Raw genomic sequence first — 21435 nt, 5'->3', positions numbered from 1 at the left:
AGAAGGATGCTACTAGTAGCATCCTTCTTTTTTTATTTGTACTTATTTAACACGGTTTGCTTCGTTATCTTCTTTTAATTCAAGCTGAGCCAGCTGTTCTTCCAACTGCTGTTCCGCTTCAATTTGTGCATCAATTGTCACGGCCTTAGGACCCATCGACTTTTTCATTTGAAGCTGACGGTCAGCATCCCAGAATTCACCTGAAACAGAAACCGTTGACAGCAAGTTGATGAAGGCCTTTGGGTCAACCGAGTGGACGGCTTCTTGCATTTCGAAAAGTTCGAAACGGGAAAGAACCATCATCAAGGTTGTTGATTCACGCTTAGTGTAGGCACCAGATGAAGGCAAGACAGTGATACCACGGATGAGGTCACGGTGCAAAACGTCGATGACTTCTTCGCCCTTTGATGTGACAATCAAAGCCGTTACTTTCTGGTAACCAGTGTAAAGCGTATCCACAACCTGTCCAGTTGCATAGATACCAATCAAGGTGTACATCGCGTTTTGCCAACCGATAAAGAAACCAGCAATCAAGACAATGATACCGTTGGCCACGTTCATGAAGGCACCGATGGACTTACCGGTACGCTTCTGGATAATCATGGCGATGATATCGAAACCACCCGTTGAGAACCCGTAACGCATAGCCAGCCCAACGGAAGCACCAACTAGCAAACCACCAAAGAGTGATGCCAAGAGTGGCTGAGTGGTAAAGGAATAAGTTGGTAGGAAGATCAAGAAGAGTGAAACAACGACGGCGTTGATAAAGGAAAGAATGGTAAACTTTCCACCAATCATCTTGAAACCAACCATTCCAATTGGCACGTTGAAGAGCAGGAAGAATAGTCCTGTATCAATGTGTAAGTGGAAGAACTGCCACATCGACAAGGAAAGCAACTGGGAAATACCATTTAACCCAACAGAAAAAATACTATTTGGAATCAAAAAGTAATTCAATCCGGCTACCTGCAAAGCAACGGATAGAAAGAAAAAGAAAGTGGTTAAGGCAATCTTACGCCACTTTTTGATTTGCTTTGACATCTGCTATTCCCCCTATTAGGCGTTTTATTTACTTGTACCATGGTAACATAGATAGCCAAGCCCTTTAAAGGACTTCGACCTTTATTTAAACAAATATAAAAGCAGACCCGGAAAGGAATCCGAGTCTGCTTTTTTATCGAATTAATTCACTCGTCCGCGGTTCAAAACTTGACGCAGTAATCCAAACTTCTTATACAAGTAAAGGAGAACCACTCCCCCGGCAGCAACCCCTATGAAAGTTGCTAATCCGGCACCCAGCTTGCTATTCGCTGAGAGTAAGACTTTGGTTGAGAACTCTGTCGCTAAGAAGGCAACCACTGCCATCACCATTGACGCCAGATACCCCTTCAACAAGGTGGACTTCATATCACTCCATGTCAAATCATAGTGCTTCATCAAGAATGCAATCATCTGGTAGAGAGACCATCCTAATCCAAGGCCAGTTGCAATTAAGGCACCCATTCCCTGGAAAAGATAAATCAAAGGAATCTGGGTCACAATCTTAATCAACAAACCGTATCCAAAGGACTTCATCACAATCGAGCCATGTGACAAGGCTTGTAGCACAAAGGCCAAGAGCATAAAGAGCGCCATAATAATGGTCAACAAAGATGAGAACTGAAGTAAGTAAATCCCCTCCTGTGCCGTACTATCGATTGGATAGAAGAACTTATAAAGGACATCTGAAATTGCATACATTCCCAAAGCCGATGGCAACAAGACCAAGGCGGTCAATTGTAGCGTCGCCACTAACTGTTGCTTTAAGCCAAGGCCATCCTTAGCCGCCTTTTTTGCAGCCAAAATTGGCAAAGCCGTTGCCGCAATCGAAGTGGCAAAGGAAATCACAATCATCACCAGCTTGTTTGGGTTGGCCGAGAAGAGTGCGAATTGCACCTGCAGGCTATCCGAACTGCTGTGGAAGAAAAGCTTCATCAATGGGAAGAAGGTGTACTGATCTACGAAGAGAAAGAGGTTCGTGGAAGCCCCAATGATAACAAAGGGCCAAGATTCCTTCAGAATATTCAAAACCATTGACTGCGCCTTATCAGGCTTTAAGAAGGACAAAAGGTTGGCCTTAGCCTTCGACTTTTGCTTTGGCTGATAAACCAAACTGCCATCAACTGGTTCTCGTGGGTGAAGCAGGTCCTTATAGCGAACCCAGCCGTAAGCCAGCACAGCGATGGCAAAGAGCGCACCAATAAAGGCGGCGAAAGTTGCTTGAACAACAGCACCCGTCCAGTTACTGCTATCATGTCCAAGCACAATCCAGGTCGCAATCAACAGGTAGATAATTCGACCAATTTGTTCAACAATTTCAGACAAGGCCGAAATGTGCATTAGTTGGTGACCCTGGAAGATTCCACGAACCATTGACATGGCTGGGAAAACAAAGACCGCAGGCGCCAGTGAATGCAAAACTGGAATAACGTTGGCGTTTCCATTCGATAGCAAAGGTGCGCTGACGTACAACAGTACGGCAAAGAACAATCCTAAGAGTGTTCCAATCTGCAGTGACTGCTTGGTCAACGACCAAAGGCCATCTTCATCCTCTTTGGCAATCAGTTGAGCCATAACCTTGGAAATCGCTGAAGGAAATCCAAAGGTTGCCACTGAAAGCAAAATACCATAGATGTTATAACCCTGTGAGAACAGCGCGTTTGCCTGGTTGGCTGCCGCCCCTAACATCGCTAACCATGGCAAGATAAAGGCAGCACCGAGCAAACGAGAAATAATGTTTCCTAATGACAACCAGAATGATCCGCGTACGAGGGCTTGATCATCTTTTTTCTTTTGGTGGGCAGCCTTTTCCTCAGCTGACATCGCTTCTGTCGCATCTGAAGATTCAACATTGTGGTTACTGTTACCAGTAGTCGCAACGTCCGCTCCCGCATTCCCACTTGCTTCAGCAGATTGCCCCTCCGCCTCAGTTTGCGCCACAGTATCTAATTCGGATGGCTTTTCAGCTAGTTCCTCAACGGAGTCAGCCGTTAGAGAAGCTAGGTCCTCTGCCGTCTCCTTTTGACCTTCGGCTTTGGCGGTTAGTGCTGAAACAGGTTCAGAGTCTTGAGCATCCCCACCCTTCTTCACATTCTGGGCGGCCAATGGCTTCTTTTCATCCTGCTGAACATTGCTTTCTGCCTGTTCAAACTTTTGAAACCACTGGTGGGTTTTCTTTTCATCGAGGTCAAAGTCATCACGCAGGTACTGTCCCCGAGAAACAAGTTGCCGAATTTCTTCGTCCTCTTCCTTCTCCTTCTTGCGCGTGAACATGCCAGCTAACTTACTCTTTTTCTTTGGCTGCAAGTTGATTTCCAACTTTGCCAAGAGCTCCTCAGCTGTTAAATACTCACCGTCAACTTCTGTCTGGTTGACACGACCATGAGTTTGGTTTGAATCTTTCTGGGTCATGTTATGATAACTCCCCTTTATTTATGTACCCGAAATGGGCTACCCAAAGGCAACCCAAAACGGTTATGTCAACTCGCTTACTTAGCAACAATGTTGACGAACTTGCCAGGAATGGCAATAATCTTTTTAATTTCAAGACCATCAAGGTACTTTTGTACCTTAGCATCGGCCTGTGCTGCTGCTTCCATGTCTTCCTTAGAAGCATCAACTGGCATGACCTGCTTTGAACGAACCTTACCGTTCACTTGGAAAATGATTTCCTTGCTATCGTCAACCAAGGCTTTTTCATCGTAGCTTGGCCAAGCTACGTAGGCGATTGATTCAGAAGCACCCGTCAACTTTGCCCAGAGTTCTTCGGCCAAGTGTGGCGCAAATGGTGCCAACAATTGAACGAAACCTTCCATGTAGGCTTCAGGCAACTTGTCCTGCTTATAGGCTTCGTTAACGAAGACCATGAGTTGTGAGATGGCCGTGTTGAAGTGGAGTTGTTCCAAATCTTCCGTTACCTTCTTCACTGTTTCATTGTAAACCTTCTTCAATTCGTCTGAAGGTTGGTCCGTCAACTTATCCGTCAATGAACCATCATCTTGAACAAGCAAACGCCAGACACGGTCAAGCCAACGGCGTGAACCAGTCACCCCTTCTTCAGACCAAGGCTTGTTCTGAGTCAATGGGCCCATGAACATTTCGTAGATACGAAGTGTGTCGGCACCGTACTGGTTAACGATGTCATCAGGGTTCACAACGTTTCCCTTTGACTTCGACATCTTTTCGTGGTTTTCACCAAGAATCATTCCTTGGTTCACCAACTTGTGGAATGGTTCCTTGTTTGGTACCAAGCCAAGGTCATACAAAACCTTGTTCCAGAAACGGGCGTAGAGTAAGTGCAAAACCGCGTGTTCAGCACCACCGACGTACAAATCAACGTTTTGCCAGTAGTCCAACTTTTCCTGTGCTGCCATTTGGTCCGCGTTCTTTGGATCAATGTAACGGAGGAAGTACCATGATGAGCCGGCCCACTGTGGCATCGTGTTTGTTTCACGACGACCCTTAACACCATCTTCACGGGTAACTTCCAACCAGTCCTTGGCGTTGGCCAATGGTGATTCCCCAGTACCAGAAGGCTTCATTTCGTCTTCTGTCAATTGTGGCAGACGGAGTGGCAATTCATCTTCTGGAACCAATGATTGCGTACCATCTTCCCAGTGGATAACAGGGATTGGTTCACCCCAGTAACGCTGCCGTGAGAAAATCCAGTCGCGGAGGCGGTAATTGACTTTCTTAGCACCGGCATCGTGCTCTTCCAACCAAGCAATCATCTTATCGATGGCTTCCTGCTTGTCCATGCCATCCAAGAAGCCAGAGTTAATGTGGACACCTTCACCGGCGTAAGCTTCCTTGGTAATGTCACCACCTTCAATAACAGGTGTGATGTCCATTCCAAACTTTGTCGCAAAGTCCCAGTCACGTTGGTCGTGAGCAGGCACACCCATCACGGCACCAGTTCCGTAAGATGCCAAAACGTAGTCGGCAATCCAGATTGGCAACTTTTCGCCGTTCACTGGGTTAATAGCGTAGGCACCAGTGAAGACACCGGACTTGTCCTTGTTTAAGTCCGTACGTTCCAAATCAGACTTCAAAGAAATCTGCTTCTGGTATTCGGCAACGGCAGCCTTTTGGTCGTCCGTAGTAATTTCATCAACCAAGTCGTGTTCTGGTGCCAAAACAATGTATGAGGCACCAAAAAGCGTGTCGGCACGCGTTGAGAAGACTTCAATTTGGTCGTCAGCGTGGTCTTCCACGTTGAAACGGATTGTGGCTCCAATTGAACGGCCAATCCAGTTACGTTGCTGTTCCTTGATGGCTTCTGGCCAGTCAAGGTCGTCCAAGTCGTCAATCAAGCGGTCAGCGTAGGCCGTAATCTTCAAGACCCACTGCTTCATTGGCTTACGGTAAACAGGATAACCCCCACGTTCCGTCTTACCATCAATCACTTCTTCGTTGGCAACAACTAAACCACCACCTGGAAAGTCAGGGGCCCAGTTAACCATCATTTCGTCTTCGTAAGCCAAGCCCTTCTTGTAGAGCTGCTCGAAGATCCACTGTGTCCACTTGTAGTAATTAGGATCCGTTGTCTTAATTTCGCGGTCCCAGTCGTATGAGAAACCAAGTGATTGGATTTGGTTCTTAAAGGTATGAATGTTCTTATCAGTGAAAGTAGCTGGGTTGTTACCAGTCTTCAAAGCATACTGTTCGGCTGGCAAACCAAAGGCATCCCATCCCATTGGGTGCAAAACGTTGAACCCTTGGGCACGCTTGAAACGTGACACGATATCCGTTGCAGTATAACCTTCAGGGTGTCCAACGTGTAGTCCCTGTCCTGATGGATATGGGAACATGTCCAACACGTAATACTTCTTCTTATCAGAACCGTCAATGGCCTTAAAAGTCTTGTTGTCCTGCCAGTAGTTCTGCCACTTCTTTTCAATATTTTTGTGATCGTATCCCATCTATATTCCCCTTTTATTTAAATAAAAAAGCCCCACGTCAGCTCAAAAAAGCCAACGTAGGGCGGTTGAAACCGCGGTCCCACCTACATTTTGCAAAAGTCACCCTCTGCCTCAGTACCTTAACGCGGTATAACGGACTGACTACTGTTGTTCACCAATCACGCTTTCAACCGAGTTCATAACGTTGGTTGGTAAGCTCGCAGCCCCGCTTACTTTCTGATGCTCCGCTGTTACTACTAGTGTTGAAAAGTACTATTATTATACCATAAGATTCGCTATACTATCAGTAGAATTCACTGGAGGTGAAACATGTCTTTTTCAAACGAAAGCTTTTTACAAAACTACTTGGAAACCCAGGTTCAAACAGGGATGCTTGTTGTTGACGGTCGGGCCGGTAACGGACAAAAGACCCGTTTTCTCGCCTCACACGTTGGTAAAGACGGCATGGTTCTCTCCTTTCACGAAGATCGCGAAGAAGCCAACAAAACCGCCGCTTCCCTCTTTATGGCCGGGCTGCAAGACCGTGTGACGGTCGAAAACGGCGTCCTATCTACTGATGGTCTTCAAAAAGAACTAGGCCGTTTAACAAAGGTTGACCTCATCATCCTTGACTATACAAAGGCCGAAAAGGTAAACCAGCACACCATCAACGCCGAAAGTGAAACGGCCTGGTCATTTCTAAAAGACGATGGACAATTGATTGTTCTGGTTCAGCCAAGCGATCATTTAGCAGCACTTCAAAAGGCAATCGAAGCGGACTTTGAAGGTACCTTCTCAACGGCCACTTTCTCAGCCAAAGACGGTTCAACCCTCCTCTTCGAGAAAGAAAAATCTAAAGATTAACCTCAGACTTTTATCTAGGCTTAAAGTAAATTTTTGTATAATAGAACTAGCAAAACTAAAGGAGCACCGAATGGCACGCATCGTTAACAAAGAAGAGCGTTTGAACAACCCGCTCGAAGATTTGATTTCTTTCCCAGATCCAATTACGGATAAGGAAAAGGAAGACCGTGAAAAAGCCTTGGGTCAACAACCAAAGGACGAAAAATAAGCATTAAAAAAGCAGCCTGATGAATAAGGCTGCTTTTCTTTTACTAAAAATCATCGTTAATTTTTCTTCGACTTCGTAAACCAAGTGGCTAAAGCGGAAGAGACAATCGCCAGGAATCCAAGTGCCAATACTGGCTTTTGCAGCTTCCAGTTTGCAGCTGTTTCAGGTAGTCCCCCGTCGGATTGCTCCGCCTGACTGCCAACGGCTTGCTCTTCTTTCTTCACTACTGGCGCCGGCGCCTGCTGATGAGCAGGCGTTGACTTTGGTCGCACTTTGGGGCTTGGTACCGGTTGCACCTTCGGGCTAGGCGCTGGTGCCGGACTAGGACTAGGTGAAGGTGTTGGCTTTGGATCCGGCTTAGGACTAGGTCCTGGCGTTGGGTTCACCGGTGTGCCCCCGGGTCCATCAGAAGAGCCCGATCCCGAGTAAGAACTCGTATAAGCTGTCACCTTCTGGGTCTCATAGTCATCCCCACTCAACTCGGCCGAATTCGAAAAAGTCGTTCCCTTCGGCAAGCTAGTATCAAACTTCGTATAGTAGAAGACGTTGACTGGAAAATCGATATCCCCGACATCCACCACAAACTCGGTGTCCGACTTGTACTTGATGCTCTTTGGCTGAATGTCGCAAACCTCCTCGACATCCTTTCCAACCACCTTACACTTAATCACTCGAATTGGTCGGCTGCGGTCCAGCGTCTGGCCCGGTCCGACATGGTCGGTCACCTTAGCATTCTTGATTTCATTTTGTGCCCAATTCGCTCGTACCACCCAGTAAATGAGGCCGGGTCCTTCACCAGCGAAACCGCCGTCCTTTCGGAGCTTATTATCCGCTGGGTTGGGCGAAGGGGGCGCTGGCGTAATATCAGCATGGCTTGGAAGCATCCCAGGAACATCCCAATCGATTGGAATTTCTTGCTTCCAATTAACAATGTCGACCTTCCACTTGGAATTAACGTAAAAATACCCATCCAGGTTCTTTTCACCCAATGTTTTAACAGCCTCATCCGTCCAGGTCACAACAAGAACCAGTCGGTTGGCAGCTGTTGTACAGTGTGCAATAACGTTCTTATCGTTATCTTTGATATCAAAGTCTGGTACACCCTCTAAGTTGAATACTTTCGGTACGATAACATCCATGCTATCGCCCGCTTTAAGTTCAGTCCCCTTTGGCACCGAAAAATCCCACTTAATCTGCATGTTATCATAAGGGCCATATGACTTAGCTTTCTTATTATCTAAATCAGTTAACTCAACCCCTGTTATATATTTGTTGAAGGCATCCGCCTCACTACGCAAGACGCTTAACCCAACAACGGCTGCAAGCAGAAAGGCTGCTGCAGTAATCAAAAAATGTTTAATTCCCATATACTCTCTCTCTAAAAGGCATAATGTTCTAATTTTTATGTCTCTTGGTGGAAGACTAGCGTAAGTATACTATAGATATTTGCTGTAAATAGAAATCAACAAAAAAGTCACGAGAACGTCATCATTTCGTAATTTTAGAATAATTCAAAACAAATAAAAAAAGGCAGTGTTACCAATGGTAATGCTGCCTTTTTATTCAAAAAATATGCAAAACACTAATTTTTCTTTTGACGACTCTTCCGCCAGAACAACGAGGTCATTCCAAGAATCGAAATCAACACAATTGACCAACCATTTTGCTGATTTTTTTCAATCTTCCCTGTTTCAGGCAGAGGCTGACTCTCGACAACACTGGACTCTTCCACCACGCCCTTTTCACTAGTAGCGGGCAGAGAAAAAGGTCCTGGGTGATGTCGAGCAGGATTAACAGAGGGTATTGGCTGGTTAGGCACACTTGGGGTCGGTTCCACATCCGGCGTAGGTGTGTCTGGTACATTCGGACTAGGATTTACATCCGGAACTGGCGCTGCCATCTTATCGTAGACAATGGTGCTTTCTGAATCCGAACTATCAACCGTTGTTAAAAGGGCTTTATTTTCAGAATCGTTCACGACTTTATAGCCATCAATCGTTGGCAATTCAACAGCAGCAAAGGTATCCGAAGGTTCCGCCTTCCAATCACTCGTTGCTGTAAAGTGACCGTCCGCATCCAGTTCACCAGCACGCTTATAAACGATTACTTGTACCGTGTCATCGTGAACCTTATGGCCGGCCCGGTCAAGATAGTGAGTGATATGAGTAATTGTCTTCTCCACATCACTGCCATGCCCATGTGGGTTATCGGGCGTGACCGGTGTCACATCACGATCATAGTAAATCGTACTTTCAGAAGAAGAGCTGTCTGCCTTTGTCGCAAGCGCTTTATTCTCTGAATCGTCGACAACCTTATAACCCTTAATCTTAGTATCTGAAACCGCTGCAAAAGTCGATGACGGCGTCGCTGTCCAATCGCTTGTCGCTTGGAAGTGACCGTTTTCGTCTAGATTGCCATCACGAGTATAGGTAATCGTTTGGACAGTATCATCATGCAGCTTGTTTCCCTGACGGTCCCGGTAGTGAGTGGTATGGGTAATGACACGCTTCAAATCACTTTCATTTGGCCGTCCATGCGGATTAATAATGGTCTTATAGTCAAAATACTTATGAGCAGTTGGTACGTCAACCGCGGAATCAGTCGTCTCCGTCGCTTTCAAGCTAGCACTATTTGTGAAGGCCGTTCCGTCAGCGGTATTTTGATAATCATACTTTGTGTAGTAAAAAACAGTGGTCGGTTTATCAATCGTTCCCAGGTCGATTGTAAATCCGGTGATATCCTTCCCGTCTTGACTATAAACCGGTACCATCTTTGGCTGAGGGTACACCTCTTGCTGGTTTACCCATTCACCATCTTTGTCAATATCATAGGTATAGACCTTGAAAATTTTATTTGTTGCTAGAGTCTGTCCGGCACCCATTGTGTCAGTCAAAACAGCGTTTGTGAGTGTCTTTTGCACACCATTCAGCCGGACCATCCAATACATGTAACCCGGGTCATTCGACTTAGTGAAATCCCCAGATTTATTCATTGTAAAGTTATTCTTTGAATCAGGTGTTACTGGAGCAGGCGTTGGATCTGAAGGGACGACAGTTGGTGCTGTTGGGACAGTAACTGATCCATCAGTCCCCCAATTAATTGGCACATTCTTCGTTTCATGCTTTTTATCAGGTAAGTTCCAGCCGACAAGGGCATCCGTTGTCCCTCTTACCCCTTGAGTATTGATTAAGGCGGCCCCGTTTTCATTCCAAGTAATCACAACATAGTGATCTTCCACTGTTGTTTTTCCAAGCACCTTCCCCGTATCAGGATCGGTAGAGTCCTTCGCCCCATTTCGGTCAGCACCAGGAATACCAGTTGTTTTATCAATGGAGAAATTTAATGGAACGAAAAACTTCGTTTTCTCCCCCGCCTGAATCTTTTCACCAGTTGGAATATCAAAAGTCCAAGTGACCCGCATCATATCATCAACGCTATATTGCTTAGCAGCGCTATTGGTAACGTCCGTCAAATCGATTGACTTCACGTATTTATTCGACTCCGGTTGTACCTCGTCAGCAAAAGTTTGAACTGTTGATACTCCCGTTAGCAAGAAAACTGCCATTATAGTCATCAACCGTTTCAACATGAACACTCTCTCCTAAATCCAGAAGCATTTAAATACTTCACACTTGTATTACAAAACCGTTCACTATTGTACTATATCCATGTCATTTTCAAAACATTCAGAGCAAAACTGTGACATATGTAATCAAACTGTAAAAACGGACAAAAAAGTGCAAAAGAAAAAAGCCTGCGTAAGCAGACTTTTTGAAAACTAATGAATTAGCCTTCGATTTCAGTAACAGTTCCGGCACCAACAGTGTGGCCACCTTCACGAACAGTAAACTTCAATCCCTTTTCAATGGCAACTGGAGCGATCAATTCAACGTCGAACGTTACTTGGTCACCAGGCATAACCATTTCTACGCCAGCAGGCAATTCCACAACACCAGTAACATCAGTTGTGTGGAAGTAGAACTGTGGACGGTAGTTAGTGAAGAATGGCGTGTGACGGCCTCCTTCTTCCTTAGTCAAGACATAAACTTCAGCCTTGAACTTCTTGTGAGTCTTGATTGAGCCAGGGGCTGCCAAAACTTGTCCACGTTCGATTTGGTCACGGTCAACACCACGGAGCAATGCACCAATGTTGTCACCAGCTTGAGCTTCTTCCAAAGTCTTACGGAACATTTCGATTCCAGTAACAGTAGTCTTTGAAATTTCGTCCTTCAAACCAACGATTTCAACTTCAGTACCAGTAGTCAAAACACCACGGTCAACACGACCAGAAGCAACAGTACCACGACCAGTGATCGTAAATACGTCTTCGACAGGCATCAAGAATGGCTTGTCATCTTCACGTGCAGGAGTTGGGATGTATTCGTCAACGGCCTTCATCAAGTCCAAGATAACTTGTTCTTGTTCCTTGTCGCCTTCAAGTGCCTTCAAAGCTGATCCCTTGATTACAGGAATGTCATCGCCTGGGAAGTCATATTCTGACAACAATTCACGAACTTCCATTTCAACCAAGTCAACCAATTCTTCATCGTCAACAAGGTCAGTCTTGTTCAAGAAGACAACCAAGTGTTCAACACCAACCTGGCGGGCAAGCAAGATGTGCTCACGAGTCTGTGGCATAGGACCATCAGTTGCGGCAACAACCAAGATGGCACCATCCATTTGTGCGGCACCAGTGATCATGTTCTTAACGTAATCCGCGTGACCTGGGGCATCGATGTGGGCGTAGTGACGTGCGTCCGTTTCGTATTCGATGTGGGACGTGTTGATTGTGATTCCACGTTCCTTTTCTTCAGGGGCGTTATCGATTTCGGCGAAGTCTGTAGCAGTCTTACCTTCCTTTTCAGCCAATACCTTTGAGATAGCGGCAGTCAAAGTAGTCTTTCCGTGATCGACGTGACCGATAGTACCAATGTTAACGTGGGGCTTGTTACGAACGTATGTTTCCTTAGCCAATGTAGTTTCCTCCAAATTTTATTTCTCAGGATAGACCCAAGAAAATCGTATGTTTATATTTTACAACGCTTGGACGATAAAAACAACCGTTCCAAACGTTTTTCTGGCTGATGAGCCGAATTCAATTATACTAACTTCTTAAATTTTTGTAAACACTTTTCAAATGAAAAAGTTCTACCAAAAACAAGCGTATTGCACTCTGAATTCTCTGATTAGCCACCCCTATTATAACGCACCCATCTCAGAAAGTAAGCGGTGCGCATAATCATGAATGGCTGCCTGTTCAACACTTTCATGCTGTTGCTCATCCATTCGGTTTCCCTTTATCATGGCAATGTCGGCTTGTATCCAGGCAATTGGGTCTGTCACTCGCTCAAGTTGAGGGAATAGCACATTCATTTCCAAACGGAGTTGTTCTTGCAACATTTGATTGGTAATTGGATCATCCTGTCCAACCGTTTCACCTAAATAATCCCGTGCTTCGAAATAAATTTCATCACGGAGTGGTTTGGGTTGCTCACAAAGGATGGTCGTGTACTCCTGGCCATCAATATATAGGTATCTGACTTTTCGGTGTAGTTCTAAACACTGAATATCAGTTAAAACCGAAACGCGAATAATTGGCATAATGTCTGGGTCCAAGAGCAAATCCTTTGCCGCATCGACAAAATCTTCAACCGGTAAGAGCTGAGCATCTTGATAAATCTGTTGCTGTTCCAAGACATCATAGCCGGCAATGTGCTTAAAACGGCGATGAATCTTCTGAATCGTTTCTGACCGTTCTTCCCGTGCTTTCTCCTCGGCCTTGTCAATTTGGCGAAGCCGTTCTTCTCGATCATCACTAAAGATGGACTCCATGGCCATCCGACGGGCCATGATAAAGTATCCTGCGGCGAGGCAGACATCAAAATAAAACTGGTAGTCCGCCTTCTGTCCCAGGTACTCACCAACGTATTCCTGAGCAATCGTTAGGGCTGAATTAACTTGATTGTTGTTTAAGAGTGCCTTAGCAAAGAGCTGGTTATTTTCATAAGTCCGGTCATTCTCGTAAACCTGACTCAATAACTCAGTCGCCTTCTGATATTCTTCATCGGCGAGGGCTTGTACCCCCTCCTCTTTTAGCTGATTAATATCTGTCATTATTTCCTCTTAATACATCGATGTTCCAATTAGTTTTGATATATTCTAACTAACTATAACAAAAAAAGAACCATGACGGTTCCCTTTTTTCAAACTTATTCAGCAGATTGCTTCTTTGCGGGCTCCTGCTTTTTATTTTGACCCTTTGGCTTCTTATTTTTGCCCTGTTGCTTTTGGCCCTTTTTATTATGGTTCTTATTACCCTTTTTTTCAGGTTCTCCCTTATGGTGTGGACGGCGGTTTTGGTTAACTTCCATTACCACTGGCATCACCATTGGGCGACGACGAGTTTCGTTGAACAAGAAGCGTGACAACTTTTCACGGACACCGTTCTTCAACTCGTTCCAGTCAAAGGCCTTGGCGTTTTTCAAGTAGTCTTCAATTGACTCGATGGTCAACTTACCGGCTTCCTTCATTAAGTCACGGTTAGCCTTTACGTAAACGAAACCACGTGACGTCATTTTTGGCTTTGATACAACTTTGCGCTTCTTACGGTCAATCGTTACAACCGTTACAAAAACACCGTCTTCAGAAAGAATCCGGCGGTCACGAAGCACAACGTTTCCGATGTCCTTCAATGAATCACCATCGATCATCGTTTCAGCAACTTGTACTGCATCAGTCTTTTCAAAAGTTTGGCCGTCATAAGAAATGATATCACCGCGCTTAGCCATGATAATCTTATCTTCAGCCAAGCCAACTTCTTCAGCAGCTTGCTTAGCAGAGACCATCACGCGGAATTCAGCTGAAACAGGAAGGAGAACTTCTGGCTTGAAGAAGTTCATCAACAACTGTAAGTCAGAACTTGATCCGTGTCCAGATGAACGCAAGTCAGTTGAAATCTGCTTAACGTTAGCGCCCTTCTTAAAGAGCATGTTTCGCGTCTGGGCCACATAAGATTCCACTGCAAAGGAAGGATTTGTCGTAATAAAGACAAAGTCGTTCGAACCAATGTTAACCACTGGGTCTTCACCCTTGGCCATCTTGTGCAAAGCCTTAACAGGTTCACCAAGCTTACCCGTTTCCAAAACAACCGTTTGTGAATCAGGCATGTCGTCTAACTCTTTAACAGAAGCAAAGAGTTCATCCTTAGGCATTGGCAAATTAATTAATTCCAAATCCAAGGCCGTCTTCACAATCTTGTCAGCATCGTGTCCGGTAATCACTAAACGGCGCTTTGTCTTAGCCGTTGCATCGATCACCTGTTGCACACGTTGAATATTTGAAGCAACAGCGGCAACGATAATCCGCTTGCCCTTTGCTTCTTCAAAGGCTTCTTGAATGTAAGAGTGAATCTGACGCTCAGAAGCTTGTGGCTTGATGTTTTCTTCCGTACCCGCCGCGTCAGCAAGCAGTGCCAAAACAGGCTTTTGGCCAATTTCAGCCAAACGTTGATAGTTTGTTTGGTAGGCAGCCTCAACCGTTTGGTCGAACTTAAAGTGGCCAGAGTAAACGATTTGTCCTTCGTCAACAGTCAAAACAATACCAAGCGCTTCCGGAATTGTGTGAGTCGTGTTGAAGAATGACACCTTTACATCGCCAAAGTCGATTTCAGTCTTTTCATTAACAACGTGGAAGTCATCAAAGTCCTTGATGGCCTTTTCGTCATTAATGGCAATCTTAGCCAATTCGATGGTTAACTTTGAACCAAAGATTGGCGCTTGAATCTGCTGCAATAAGTAAGGCAAGGCCCCAATTGCATCAGAATGTCCGTGGGACAAGAAAATTCCAGCAATCTTGTCTTGGTTCTTCAAGAGGTATTCAAAGTCAGGAATGACAACGTCGATTCCTAATTGTTCCGTATCTGGGTACTTTAAACCAGCGTCAAGAATGAAAATTTCATCGTTAACGGAAACCGCGTACATGTTCTTCCCATTTTCGCGGACACCCCCAAGGGGCAAAATATTCAAATCAGTCATAATGTTTCCTTTAGAGTTTTGTCAATTTAATACTTGAGTTCAATCGTGAGAATCAAACTCTTGTCTCGATTTCAATTACACCTATTTTATCATATTTATCTATTCTTCGAGAAAACATTCTATTTAATAGGGAAATCTAGTCCGACTTTACTAAAAAAGGGCACAAAAAAACCAGCCCGAAAGCTGGTTTAAAAGTAAGATTAACGAGAAACCTTAACAGTCTTGTCAGTAGTTGCTGCAGTGCGTTCCTTGTTCAAGACGTTTTCTGATGCCAAAGCGGCCTTTGCTTGTTCAGCAATCTTTGAGAAAGTGTCAAAGTCAGATACGGCCAAGTCAGCCAACATCTTACGGTTCAATTGAACACCTGCCAAAGTCAAACCGTGCATCAACTTTGAGTATGACATACCGTTCATGCGGGCTGCTGCGTTGATACGAGCAATCCACAACTTACGGAAGTCACGCTTGCGGTTCTTACGATCGCGGTATGCGTACAAGTATGACTTGTAAACTTGTTGCTTAGCAACCTTATAGTTGATACGACGTTGTCCACGGTATCCCTTGGCCAACTTAATAAACTTCTTACGACGTGCGCGTGAAACTGTTCCACCCTTAACTCGCATGGGAAAATCCTCCTAAAATTTAGTTACTTATAGACACCCTGAAATTAAAGGGTTGACAACATCTTTGCGTACTTCTTGATTGTTGTCTTGTTCATCATGCGTGTTCCACGCAATTGACGACGTTGCTTCTTAGTCTTACCGTGGAAACGGTGTGACGTGTAAGCTGAGGCTGACTTGAAGCCACCCTTTGCAGTCTTCTTGAAGCGCTTCGCAGCAGCGCGGTGAGTCTTCATCTTGGGCATGTGTCCATTCTCCTATCGTTTTTCAAGTATCAAAGTCGGTATGCTTGGCTTAGCCCTTCTTAGGTGCCAAAACCAAAAACATTTGCCGACCGTCCATCTTAGCACGTTGCTCAACCTTGGCAATGTCGTCCAATTCGTTGGCCATCCGTTCTAAGACTTCCCGTCCAATATCTTGGTGGGTAATCATTCGGCCACGGAAACGTAAGTTCAACTTTACCTTGTTACCCTTTTCAAGGAACTTGATGGCTGCTTTCTTACGCGTTTCGAAGTCTCCAGAATCAATAACTGGTGACATACGAACTTCCTTAACCTGAACAATCTTTTGGTTCTTGCGTTGTTCTTTCTGGCGCTTTTGCGCTTCGAACTTCGCTTTACCCCAATCCATAATTTTAGCAACAGGTGGTTGGGCGTTTGCCTGAACCAGAACCAAATCTTGGCCCTTATCATCGGCGAGCTGTTGTGCTTCGCGCGTTGACATTTCTTCTTGCTTACCATCGTGAATTAGTAAAACCCGACTTGCACGGATATTATCGTTGACTAGATCAACTTGTCTTGGTTGACGTGCTATGGCTCGATACCTCCAAAATATTTTTGTGTGAACAACGAAGAAAAAAGTGGGTGAACCGAAGTTCACCCACTTTACCTTACTGCACAATTAAGTGCAACGTGTATCTGCCTGGCAACGCGAGTCACGAGGCGAGAAGCGGGTGCTTCTACTTGTTCAACGACATTAAGTATAGACGATAGAGCACCCACTGTCAACGGATTTATTAATTTTTTTCGCTACTTTCAATCTTTTCTTCGAAATCCAATGAAGATAAGATTCGGCCACCGTAATGGTAGGCAATCAAGATAGCAAACTGTGCTAAAGCAAAGAGCCCAACGAAGGCAAACATGTGTTTTGAAACCGAACTTTGCACATTGGCAATCACCACGTCAAAGTTCGTAAAGACGTCCCAAGAGTTTAAACGTAAGAAACGGCCCAGGTAAATACCAAAGGATGACAACCAGGAAACAATTCCCAGGGTAATCAACACTGACCAACCCGTTCGATTTCGAAGGTAAATTCGCATCATGATTTCTAATGAAAGAATACCAAGGTAAACACCAACGAAGATACCTGCAGCCAAGACTGAGTAGTTAAAGTACTGGTAACGAACATCCAATGCCGTTGAGATGTACTGCAAGTGGATGAAATCCGTAATCATGTACATGGTGTTTGGGAAAAACAACAACCAGAGCCCAGAAAAAATAATCTGTGATATCTTCAAACGTGACGCTAAGGCCAAAAGCGCGAAGTCCAATGGCAGCAAAGCTAAGAAAACATTCCACATCAAGAAATCAAAGTGGGTTGGCGTCAAGTAGACAAAAGCAATGAATGCCAGTACAACAAGGTGAACCATGATCATATTGTTTGTATTTTTTTTAAACATTCGCCTACCCTTTAACTATTAAAAGTCATCTCTGCACACCTTTTATACGGTGTATAACTCTTAATATTTTAACAGATATAACCCGCACCGTTAAGGCCTTTCTCGACTTTTTAACCGAATTGAAAACTAGGTCTTACTCCTGATATTTTTACCGTTCCCCTGTATAATAGAGGTTAAGGGAAAGGAGGACACATGATACAAGCAAACGAAAACGAAGCGATTCAATTGTTGGACCGGTTGCACATTCAATACCAGCTTGTTCGGCACGCCGCACTACACCACTTATCTGATGAGGGCGCACCAAAAGACCTTCCTCGAATGAAAAATCTCCTCTTAAAAACAAAACGAGATAACCAATACTTTCTATATATGACCTCTAATAAACGGGTCGACTTTACCAAATTAGCCCGGGAGTTAGGCACATCAAAGAGTCAACTACGCTTTGCTTCCAACGATGACCTAGAAGAATTACTGGGCGTCCAACCTGGAACAGTTACTCCCCTTGCTTTAATGCACGATGTTCACGGATCCATTCAAGTCATTGTGGATCAAGCCATCGTCGATGCAGGCGTCATCGCGGTGCACCCCAACCAAAATAAAGCAACAGTGGTAATGAGTTGGCTCGACTTCACAAAGGTGCTAATTGCTCTAAAGCACCCCTACCAACTAGTTTCAGAATAAACATTTCATACAAAGTAAAAGAACTGTTAGTCGAAAATACTAACAGTTCTTTTTTACCTATCTAAATATTTAAGTAAAACCGTTTAAAAACTAAGGATAACCTTGATTGCCTGACTACGGCTTGCCTCTTTAAAAACATGGTAGGCTTTTTCAATTTCTGTGAAGTCAAAATGATGTGTAACTAAGCGTTCCGGTGAGAGCTTCCGCTTTAAAACGGCCGCGATTAATTCGGCTGTTGAATTAGTTGAAACTAGGCCCGTCGTAACCGTCACGTTTTTTATCCAAAGCTTATCCAAATCAAACTGAACGGGCTGACCATGAACCCCCTCGTTAGCTAAATGACCACCGGGAGCCAAAATCTTTTGGCAGAAGTCAAAAGTCTCGGGGAAGCCAGCCGCTTCGATGGCAACATCGACCCCCTTACCAGCAGTCAATTCATAGACTTTGTCAATTGCTTTTGGCATATTACCAGCATGAACGGTATCCGTTGCACCAAAGTCTCGAGCAACTCGCAAACGATGTTCATCAAGGTCGACCATGATAATTTTAGCTGGCGAATAGAATTGAGCGGTTAACAAGGTCGCCATTCCAATTGGGCCAGCACCAACAATGGCCACGGTGTCGTTCTTTTTTACCCGTCCATTTAAAACACCAATTTCAAATCCCGTTGGGAAAATATCGGACATCATCACCGCGGCATCATCCGACATCCCCTTCGGAATGTGATGGAGGGAATGGTCAGCGTGTGGAATCCGCACAAATTCTGACTGTGTGCCATCAATCTCGTGCCCTAAAATCCAACCACCGTTTTCACAGTGGGCGTACATTCCTTTCTTACAGTATGTACAATAACCACAAGCCGTCACGCAGGAAATAATGACCCGGTCACCAACCCGAAAGTTCGAGACGGTCGACCCAATCTTCTCAATTACACCGATTCCTTCATGGCCAAGAACAGTACCAGCTTTCACTTCTGGTGTATCCCCGTTCAAAATGTGTAAGTCCGTTCCGCAGATTGTTGTCTTGACCATTCGAACAATGGCGTCCGTATCTTCTTGAATTCTTGGTAAGTCAACATCTGCAACAGTCATTCGTTGCGGTTCGCTATAAACAAGTGCCTTCATTTTTATCCACCTTTCTTATGGGACAATGTTGGGAATTAACAGCAACCGGTTGTTACCCATATTTTATAACGACGAGTGAACGCAATCTCTCATTATTACAATACCGATTACAACGATTACCTATAATAGTGATACGAAAGACTCCAGAATTTTTTTGATTGTTTCTGGCCTGCTTATTGACATTGAGGCAGATATTAGATAAACTTAAAAAGTTGATAAATTGAACCGAAAGGAGGTGCTGTAATGGCTACCCCATCAAACAAGAACTCAAAGTCTCACAAGCGTAACCGCCGCGGACACATCGGTTTGAACGTGCCAAACATTACTTTGGACAAGACTACTGGTGAATACCGCGTTGCTCACCGCGTTTCTCCTTCAGGAATGTACAACGGTAAGCAAGTTACTGAAAAGAAGTAATTTATTTAAAGGTCCCTGTTCTGCTTTGCAGAATGGGGCTTTTTTCTTTTGCTTTTCTTAAGACTGCAAGCAATCCATGTATTCCCCACTATCATGCTTTATAATGAATGATAGTTACTTTAAAAAAGGAGGAGCCCATGCCCCTTGATGGTCTATTTGTTCACGCCCTTGCGCATGAACTGAATCAAACCCTTGCTGGCGGTCGCATTACCAAAGTCCACCAGCCCTATCCAAACGAAATCATTCTTGTCGTCCGGAACAATGGACAAAACTATCCCGTTCTCCTGTCAGCACATCCCGCTTACGCCCGTGCCCAGGTCACTCGTATTCCTTATCAGAACCCAAAGACGCCAACCAACTTCGCCATGTTCTTACGTCGCAACTTGGAAGGTGCCCGTTTGGATTCCGTTACGCAAGTGGAAAACGACCGAATCTTACACTTTGCCGTTAATACCCACGATGAATTAGGTGACGAGCAAACCCTCCTTCTCACACTGGAAATGATGGGCCGCCATTCCAACCTCTTCCTGGTTCGGGAAAAAGATCAACGGATACTCGAGTTGATCAAACACGTTCCGGCTGATCAGAACCGTGTTCGTTCCTTAATTCCTGGTGCAACCTACGTTTTGCCACCAGCACAAGATAAGGAGAACCCTTTCAGCTCTGACTTAGGGGGCCTTGCAAAGATCATCCTTGATTCCGATAAAGCGGACTGGGGCAAAGCCATCCAACAGGAATACCAAGGATTTTCTAGTATCTCTGCTAAAAACTTGGCTTCCCATCTAGCCGCTGCTTCCGACGCCATGGCGACCGCCCACGACTGGCTTAACCACTTCAGCAATCCAGAACCAACACTCTACCGTTCTGAAAAAAACAAGCTTTCATACGCTGCCTTTGATTGGGGTGAAACCGGTTCGACCTCTGAATCCTACCAGACTTTAGGTGATTTACTCGACGCCTACTTCGCTGGTCAAGCAGAGGCTGACCGGGTCAACCAGCAGGCCGCCTCCCTTGTTCGCTTAGTCAAGAACGAACTGAAGAAGAATCAGAGCAAGGAAAAGAAGCTCAACCAGACTTTAGTCGATTCCGAAAATGCGGAAGACTTAAAAATCAAAGGTGACCTCTTGATTACCTACCCTCACTTAGTTAAAAAGGGCATGAATTCCGTTCAGATTGAAAACTACTACGATAACAACAATCTGATTACAATTGCCTTAGACCCCCGTTTCGATGGTATGCAAAATGCGAACCGTTACTTCCACAAGTATCGTAAGTTACGCCTGGCCAAAGACCACGTGCTCGGTCAGCTGAAAGAAACACAAGAAGAAATCGACTACTTCTCACAGATTCAAACCCAGTTGGCCGTTGCCTCACCGAAGGACGTCGCCGACATCAAAGTCGAATTAATCGAACAGGGTTACCTACGCGAAAAGGTCAAAGTCAAAACACGTGGTAAGCAAACGCGTAAGCCTAAGCACGTCATGGGTAAACCCGACCAGTTCCTTTCAACCGACGGGACCCTGATTGAGGTTGGTAAGAACAATCTTCAAAACGACCAGCTATCACTGAAGAAAACAAACCGTCACAAGATTTGGCTCCACGTTCAAAAGCTTCCAGGTTCGCACGTCTTAATTGACTCAGACAATCCATCTGACGAAACCTTAGAAGAAGCCGCCCAACTAGCCGCCTACTTTTCAAAGGCTCGTGATTCGGCCAACGTCCCCGTTGACTACTTACCAGCCGGTAAGCTACGTAAGCCAAATGGTGCAAAGCCCGGTTTTGTTATCTTCGAAGGTCAACAAACCACTTACGTGACACCGGATGCGACTTTAGTACAAAAACTCAAGAAAGCATAAAACAAAAGGAAGACATTC

18 protein-coding genes and 1 other annotated feature are annotated in these 21435 nt (G+C 44.9%); of the genes, 5 read left to right on the top strand and 13 right to left on the bottom strand.

The features are described 5' to 3' along the window. Positions 1–42: 42 nt before the first annotated feature. The 3 genes from BMZ93_RS01200 to leuS all read right to left on the bottom strand — a co-directional run bounded on the left by BMZ93_RS01200 (position 43) and on the right by leuS (position 5960). Complete coding sequence (locus tag BMZ93_RS01200) at positions 43–1041, bottom strand: YitT family protein (protein ID WP_091501371.1); 999 nt, start codon at positions 1039–1041, stop codon at positions 43–45. Positions 1042–1182: 141 nt separating this feature from the next. Continuing rightward, the gene (locus BMZ93_RS01195; RefSeq protein WP_244269327.1) at positions 1183–3450 is read right to left on the bottom strand and encodes a putative polysaccharide biosynthesis protein; all 2268 of its coding nucleotides are present in this window, start codon (positions 3448–3450) and stop codon (positions 1183–1185) included. Between the two features lie 77 nt (positions 3451–3527). Then, on the bottom strand, positions 3528–5960 hold the full coding sequence (gene leuS / locus BMZ93_RS01190; RefSeq protein WP_091501369.1) for a leucine--tRNA ligase: 2433 nt from the start codon (positions 5958–5960) through the stop codon (positions 3528–3530). A gap of 309 nt (positions 5961–6269) precedes the next feature. Here leuS and BMZ93_RS01185 point away from each other — a divergent pair, with 309 nt between their 5' ends. Beyond that, positions 6270–6803 (top strand): hypothetical protein, encoded by a 534-nt coding sequence (locus tag BMZ93_RS01185; RefSeq protein WP_091501367.1) that lies wholly within the window; start codon positions 6270–6272, stop codon positions 6801–6803. A 70-nt stretch (positions 6804–6873) separates the two neighbouring features. Further along, positions 6874–7011 carry a hypothetical protein gene (locus BMZ93_RS06615; protein ID WP_200769351.1) on the top strand — a complete coding sequence of 46 codons (138 nt, stop codon included), beginning with the start codon at positions 6874–6876 and terminating at the stop codon, positions 7009–7011. 56 nt (positions 7012–7067) lie between these two features. Here the strand turns inward: BMZ93_RS06615 and BMZ93_RS01180 are convergent, their stop codons facing one another. The 9 genes from BMZ93_RS01180 to BMZ93_RS01140 form a co-directional block, all read right to left on the bottom strand. Then, positions 7068–8378: a collagen binding domain-containing protein gene (locus BMZ93_RS01180; RefSeq protein WP_091501366.1), complete on the bottom strand. Its 1311-nt coding sequence runs from the start codon at positions 8376–8378 to the stop codon at positions 7068–7070. A 215-nt stretch (positions 8379–8593) separates the two neighbouring features. Beyond that, entirely contained in the window at positions 8594–10600 is a 2007-nt protein-coding gene (locus BMZ93_RS01175) for a mucin-binding protein (RefSeq protein WP_091501365.1), read from the bottom strand. A 197-nt stretch (positions 10601–10797) separates the two neighbouring features. Beyond that, entirely contained in the window at positions 10798–11985 is a 1188-nt protein-coding gene (tuf, locus tag BMZ93_RS01170; protein ID WP_091501364.1) for an elongation factor Tu, read from the bottom strand. Positions 11986–12210: 225 nt separating this feature from the next. Next, the gene (locus BMZ93_RS01165; RefSeq protein WP_091501362.1) at positions 12211–13125 is read right to left on the bottom strand and encodes a hypothetical protein; all 915 of its coding nucleotides are present in this window, start codon (positions 13123–13125) and stop codon (positions 12211–12213) included. 95 nt (positions 13126–13220) lie between these two features. Further along, complete coding sequence (locus BMZ93_RS01160) at positions 13221–15044, bottom strand: ribonuclease J (RefSeq protein WP_091501360.1); 1824 nt, start codon at positions 15042–15044, stop codon at positions 13221–13223. 200 nt (positions 15045–15244) lie between these two features. Then, on the bottom strand, positions 15245–15664 hold the full coding sequence (gene rplT / locus BMZ93_RS01155; RefSeq protein ID WP_091501358.1) for a 50S ribosomal protein L20: 420 nt from the start codon (positions 15662–15664) through the stop codon (positions 15245–15247). Positions 15665–15708: 44 nt separating this feature from the next. After that, positions 15709–15906, bottom strand: coding sequence for a 50S ribosomal protein L35 (gene rpmI / locus BMZ93_RS01150; protein ID WP_061993849.1), 198 nt, complete (start codon positions 15904–15906; stop codon positions 15709–15711). Positions 15907–15955: 49 nt separating this feature from the next. After that, positions 15956–16495 carry a translation initiation factor IF-3 gene (gene infC, locus BMZ93_RS01145; protein ID WP_200769360.1) on the bottom strand — a complete coding sequence of 180 codons (540 nt, stop codon included), beginning with the start codon at positions 16493–16495 and terminating at the stop codon, positions 15956–15958. A gap of 11 nt (positions 16496–16506) precedes the next feature. Next, positions 16507–16631 (bottom strand) — a sequence feature (ribosomal protein L20 leader region). A 45-nt stretch (positions 16632–16676) separates the two neighbouring features. Next, entirely contained in the window at positions 16677–17339 is a 663-nt protein-coding gene (locus tag BMZ93_RS01140; protein ID WP_091501356.1) for a DUF1361 domain-containing protein, read from the bottom strand. Positions 17340–17531: 192 nt separating this feature from the next. On the opposite strand from BMZ93_RS01140, the gene BMZ93_RS01135 reads away from it, so the two are divergent. Beyond that, the gene (locus BMZ93_RS01135) at positions 17532–18020 is read left to right on the top strand and encodes a YbaK/EbsC family protein (RefSeq protein WP_091501354.1); all 489 of its coding nucleotides are present in this window, start codon (positions 17532–17534) and stop codon (positions 18018–18020) included. Between the two features lie 83 nt (positions 18021–18103). Here BMZ93_RS01135 and BMZ93_RS01130 read toward each other — a convergent pair whose 3' ends face one another. Beyond that, positions 18104–19144 (bottom strand): zinc-dependent alcohol dehydrogenase family protein, encoded by a 1041-nt coding sequence (locus BMZ93_RS01130; protein ID WP_091501352.1) that lies wholly within the window; start codon positions 19142–19144, stop codon positions 18104–18106. 243 nt (positions 19145–19387) lie between these two features. Between BMZ93_RS01130 and rpmF the strand changes: the two genes are divergently transcribed. Together rpmF and BMZ93_RS01120 are read left to right on the top strand one after the other, a co-directional pair. Then, positions 19388–19561: a 50S ribosomal protein L32 gene (rpmF, locus tag BMZ93_RS01125; RefSeq protein WP_091501350.1), complete on the top strand. Its 174-nt coding sequence runs from the start codon at positions 19388–19390 to the stop codon at positions 19559–19561. A 137-nt stretch (positions 19562–19698) separates the two neighbouring features. Continuing rightward, positions 19699–21417 carry an NFACT RNA binding domain-containing protein gene (locus BMZ93_RS01120; RefSeq protein ID WP_091501348.1) on the top strand — a complete coding sequence of 573 codons (1719 nt, stop codon included), beginning with the start codon at positions 19699–19701 and terminating at the stop codon, positions 21415–21417. Positions 21418–21435 lie beyond the last annotated feature (18 nt).

Source organism: Fructobacillus durionis (genome assembly GCF_900112405.1).
Taxonomy (GTDB): Bacteria; Bacillota; Bacilli; order Lactobacillales; family Lactobacillaceae; genus Fructobacillus; species Fructobacillus durionis.
Note: the sequence above shows the minus strand (reverse complement) of the source record. Positions and strands in the feature narration are given on the sequence as shown.

Bases quoted from the DNA above. Each gene is read 5' to 3' on its own strand.
- BMZ93_RS01180 (WP_091501366.1), bottom strand. From the start codon at position 8,378: ATGGGAATTAAACATTTTTTGATTACTGCAGCAGCCTTTCTGCTTGCA.
- BMZ93_RS01160 (WP_091501360.1), bottom strand. From the start codon at position 15,044: ATGACTGATTTGAATATTTTGCCCCTTGGGGGTGTCCGCGAAAATGGG.
- leuS (WP_091501369.1), bottom strand. From the start codon at position 5,960: ATGGGATACGATCACAAAAATATTGAAAAGAAGTGGCAGAACTACTGG.
- BMZ93_RS01135 (WP_091501354.1), top strand. From the start codon at position 17,532: ATGATACAAGCAAACGAAAACGAAGCGATTCAATTGTTGGACCGGTTG.
- BMZ93_RS01140 (WP_091501356.1), bottom strand. From the start codon at position 17,339: ATGTTTAAAAAAAATACAAACAATATGATCATGGTTCACCTTGTTGTA.
- BMZ93_RS01165 (WP_091501362.1), bottom strand. From the start codon at position 13,125: ATGACAGATATTAATCAGCTAAAAGAGGAGGGGGTACAAGCCCTCGCC.
- rpmI (WP_061993849.1), bottom strand. From the start codon at position 15,906: ATGCCCAAGATGAAGACTCACCGCGCTGCTGCGAAGCGCTTCAAGAAG.
- BMZ93_RS06615 (WP_200769351.1), top strand. From the start codon at position 6,874: ATGGCACGCATCGTTAACAAAGAAGAGCGTTTGAACAACCCGCTCGAA.
- rpmF (WP_091501350.1), top strand. From the start codon at position 19,388: ATGGCTACCCCATCAAACAAGAACTCAAAGTCTCACAAGCGTAACCGC.
- BMZ93_RS01185 (WP_091501367.1), top strand. From the start codon at position 6,270: ATGTCTTTTTCAAACGAAAGCTTTTTACAAAACTACTTGGAAACCCAG.
- BMZ93_RS01175 (WP_091501365.1), bottom strand. From the start codon at position 10,600: ATGTTGAAACGGTTGATGACTATAATGGCAGTTTTCTTGCTAACGGGA.
- BMZ93_RS01200 (WP_091501371.1), bottom strand. From the start codon at position 1,041: ATGTCAAAGCAAATCAAAAAGTGGCGTAAGATTGCCTTAACCACTTTC.
- rplT (WP_091501358.1), bottom strand. From the start codon at position 15,664: ATGCGAGTTAAGGGTGGAACAGTTTCACGCGCACGTCGTAAGAAGTTT.
- BMZ93_RS01130 (WP_091501352.1), bottom strand. From the start codon at position 19,144: ATGAAGGCACTTGTTTATAGCGAACCGCAACGAATGACTGTTGCAGAT.
- BMZ93_RS01120 (WP_091501348.1), top strand. From the start codon at position 19,699: ATGCCCCTTGATGGTCTATTTGTTCACGCCCTTGCGCATGAACTGAAT.
- BMZ93_RS01195 (WP_244269327.1), bottom strand. From the start codon at position 3,450: ATGACCCAGAAAGATTCAAACCAAACTCATGGTCGTGTCAACCAGACA.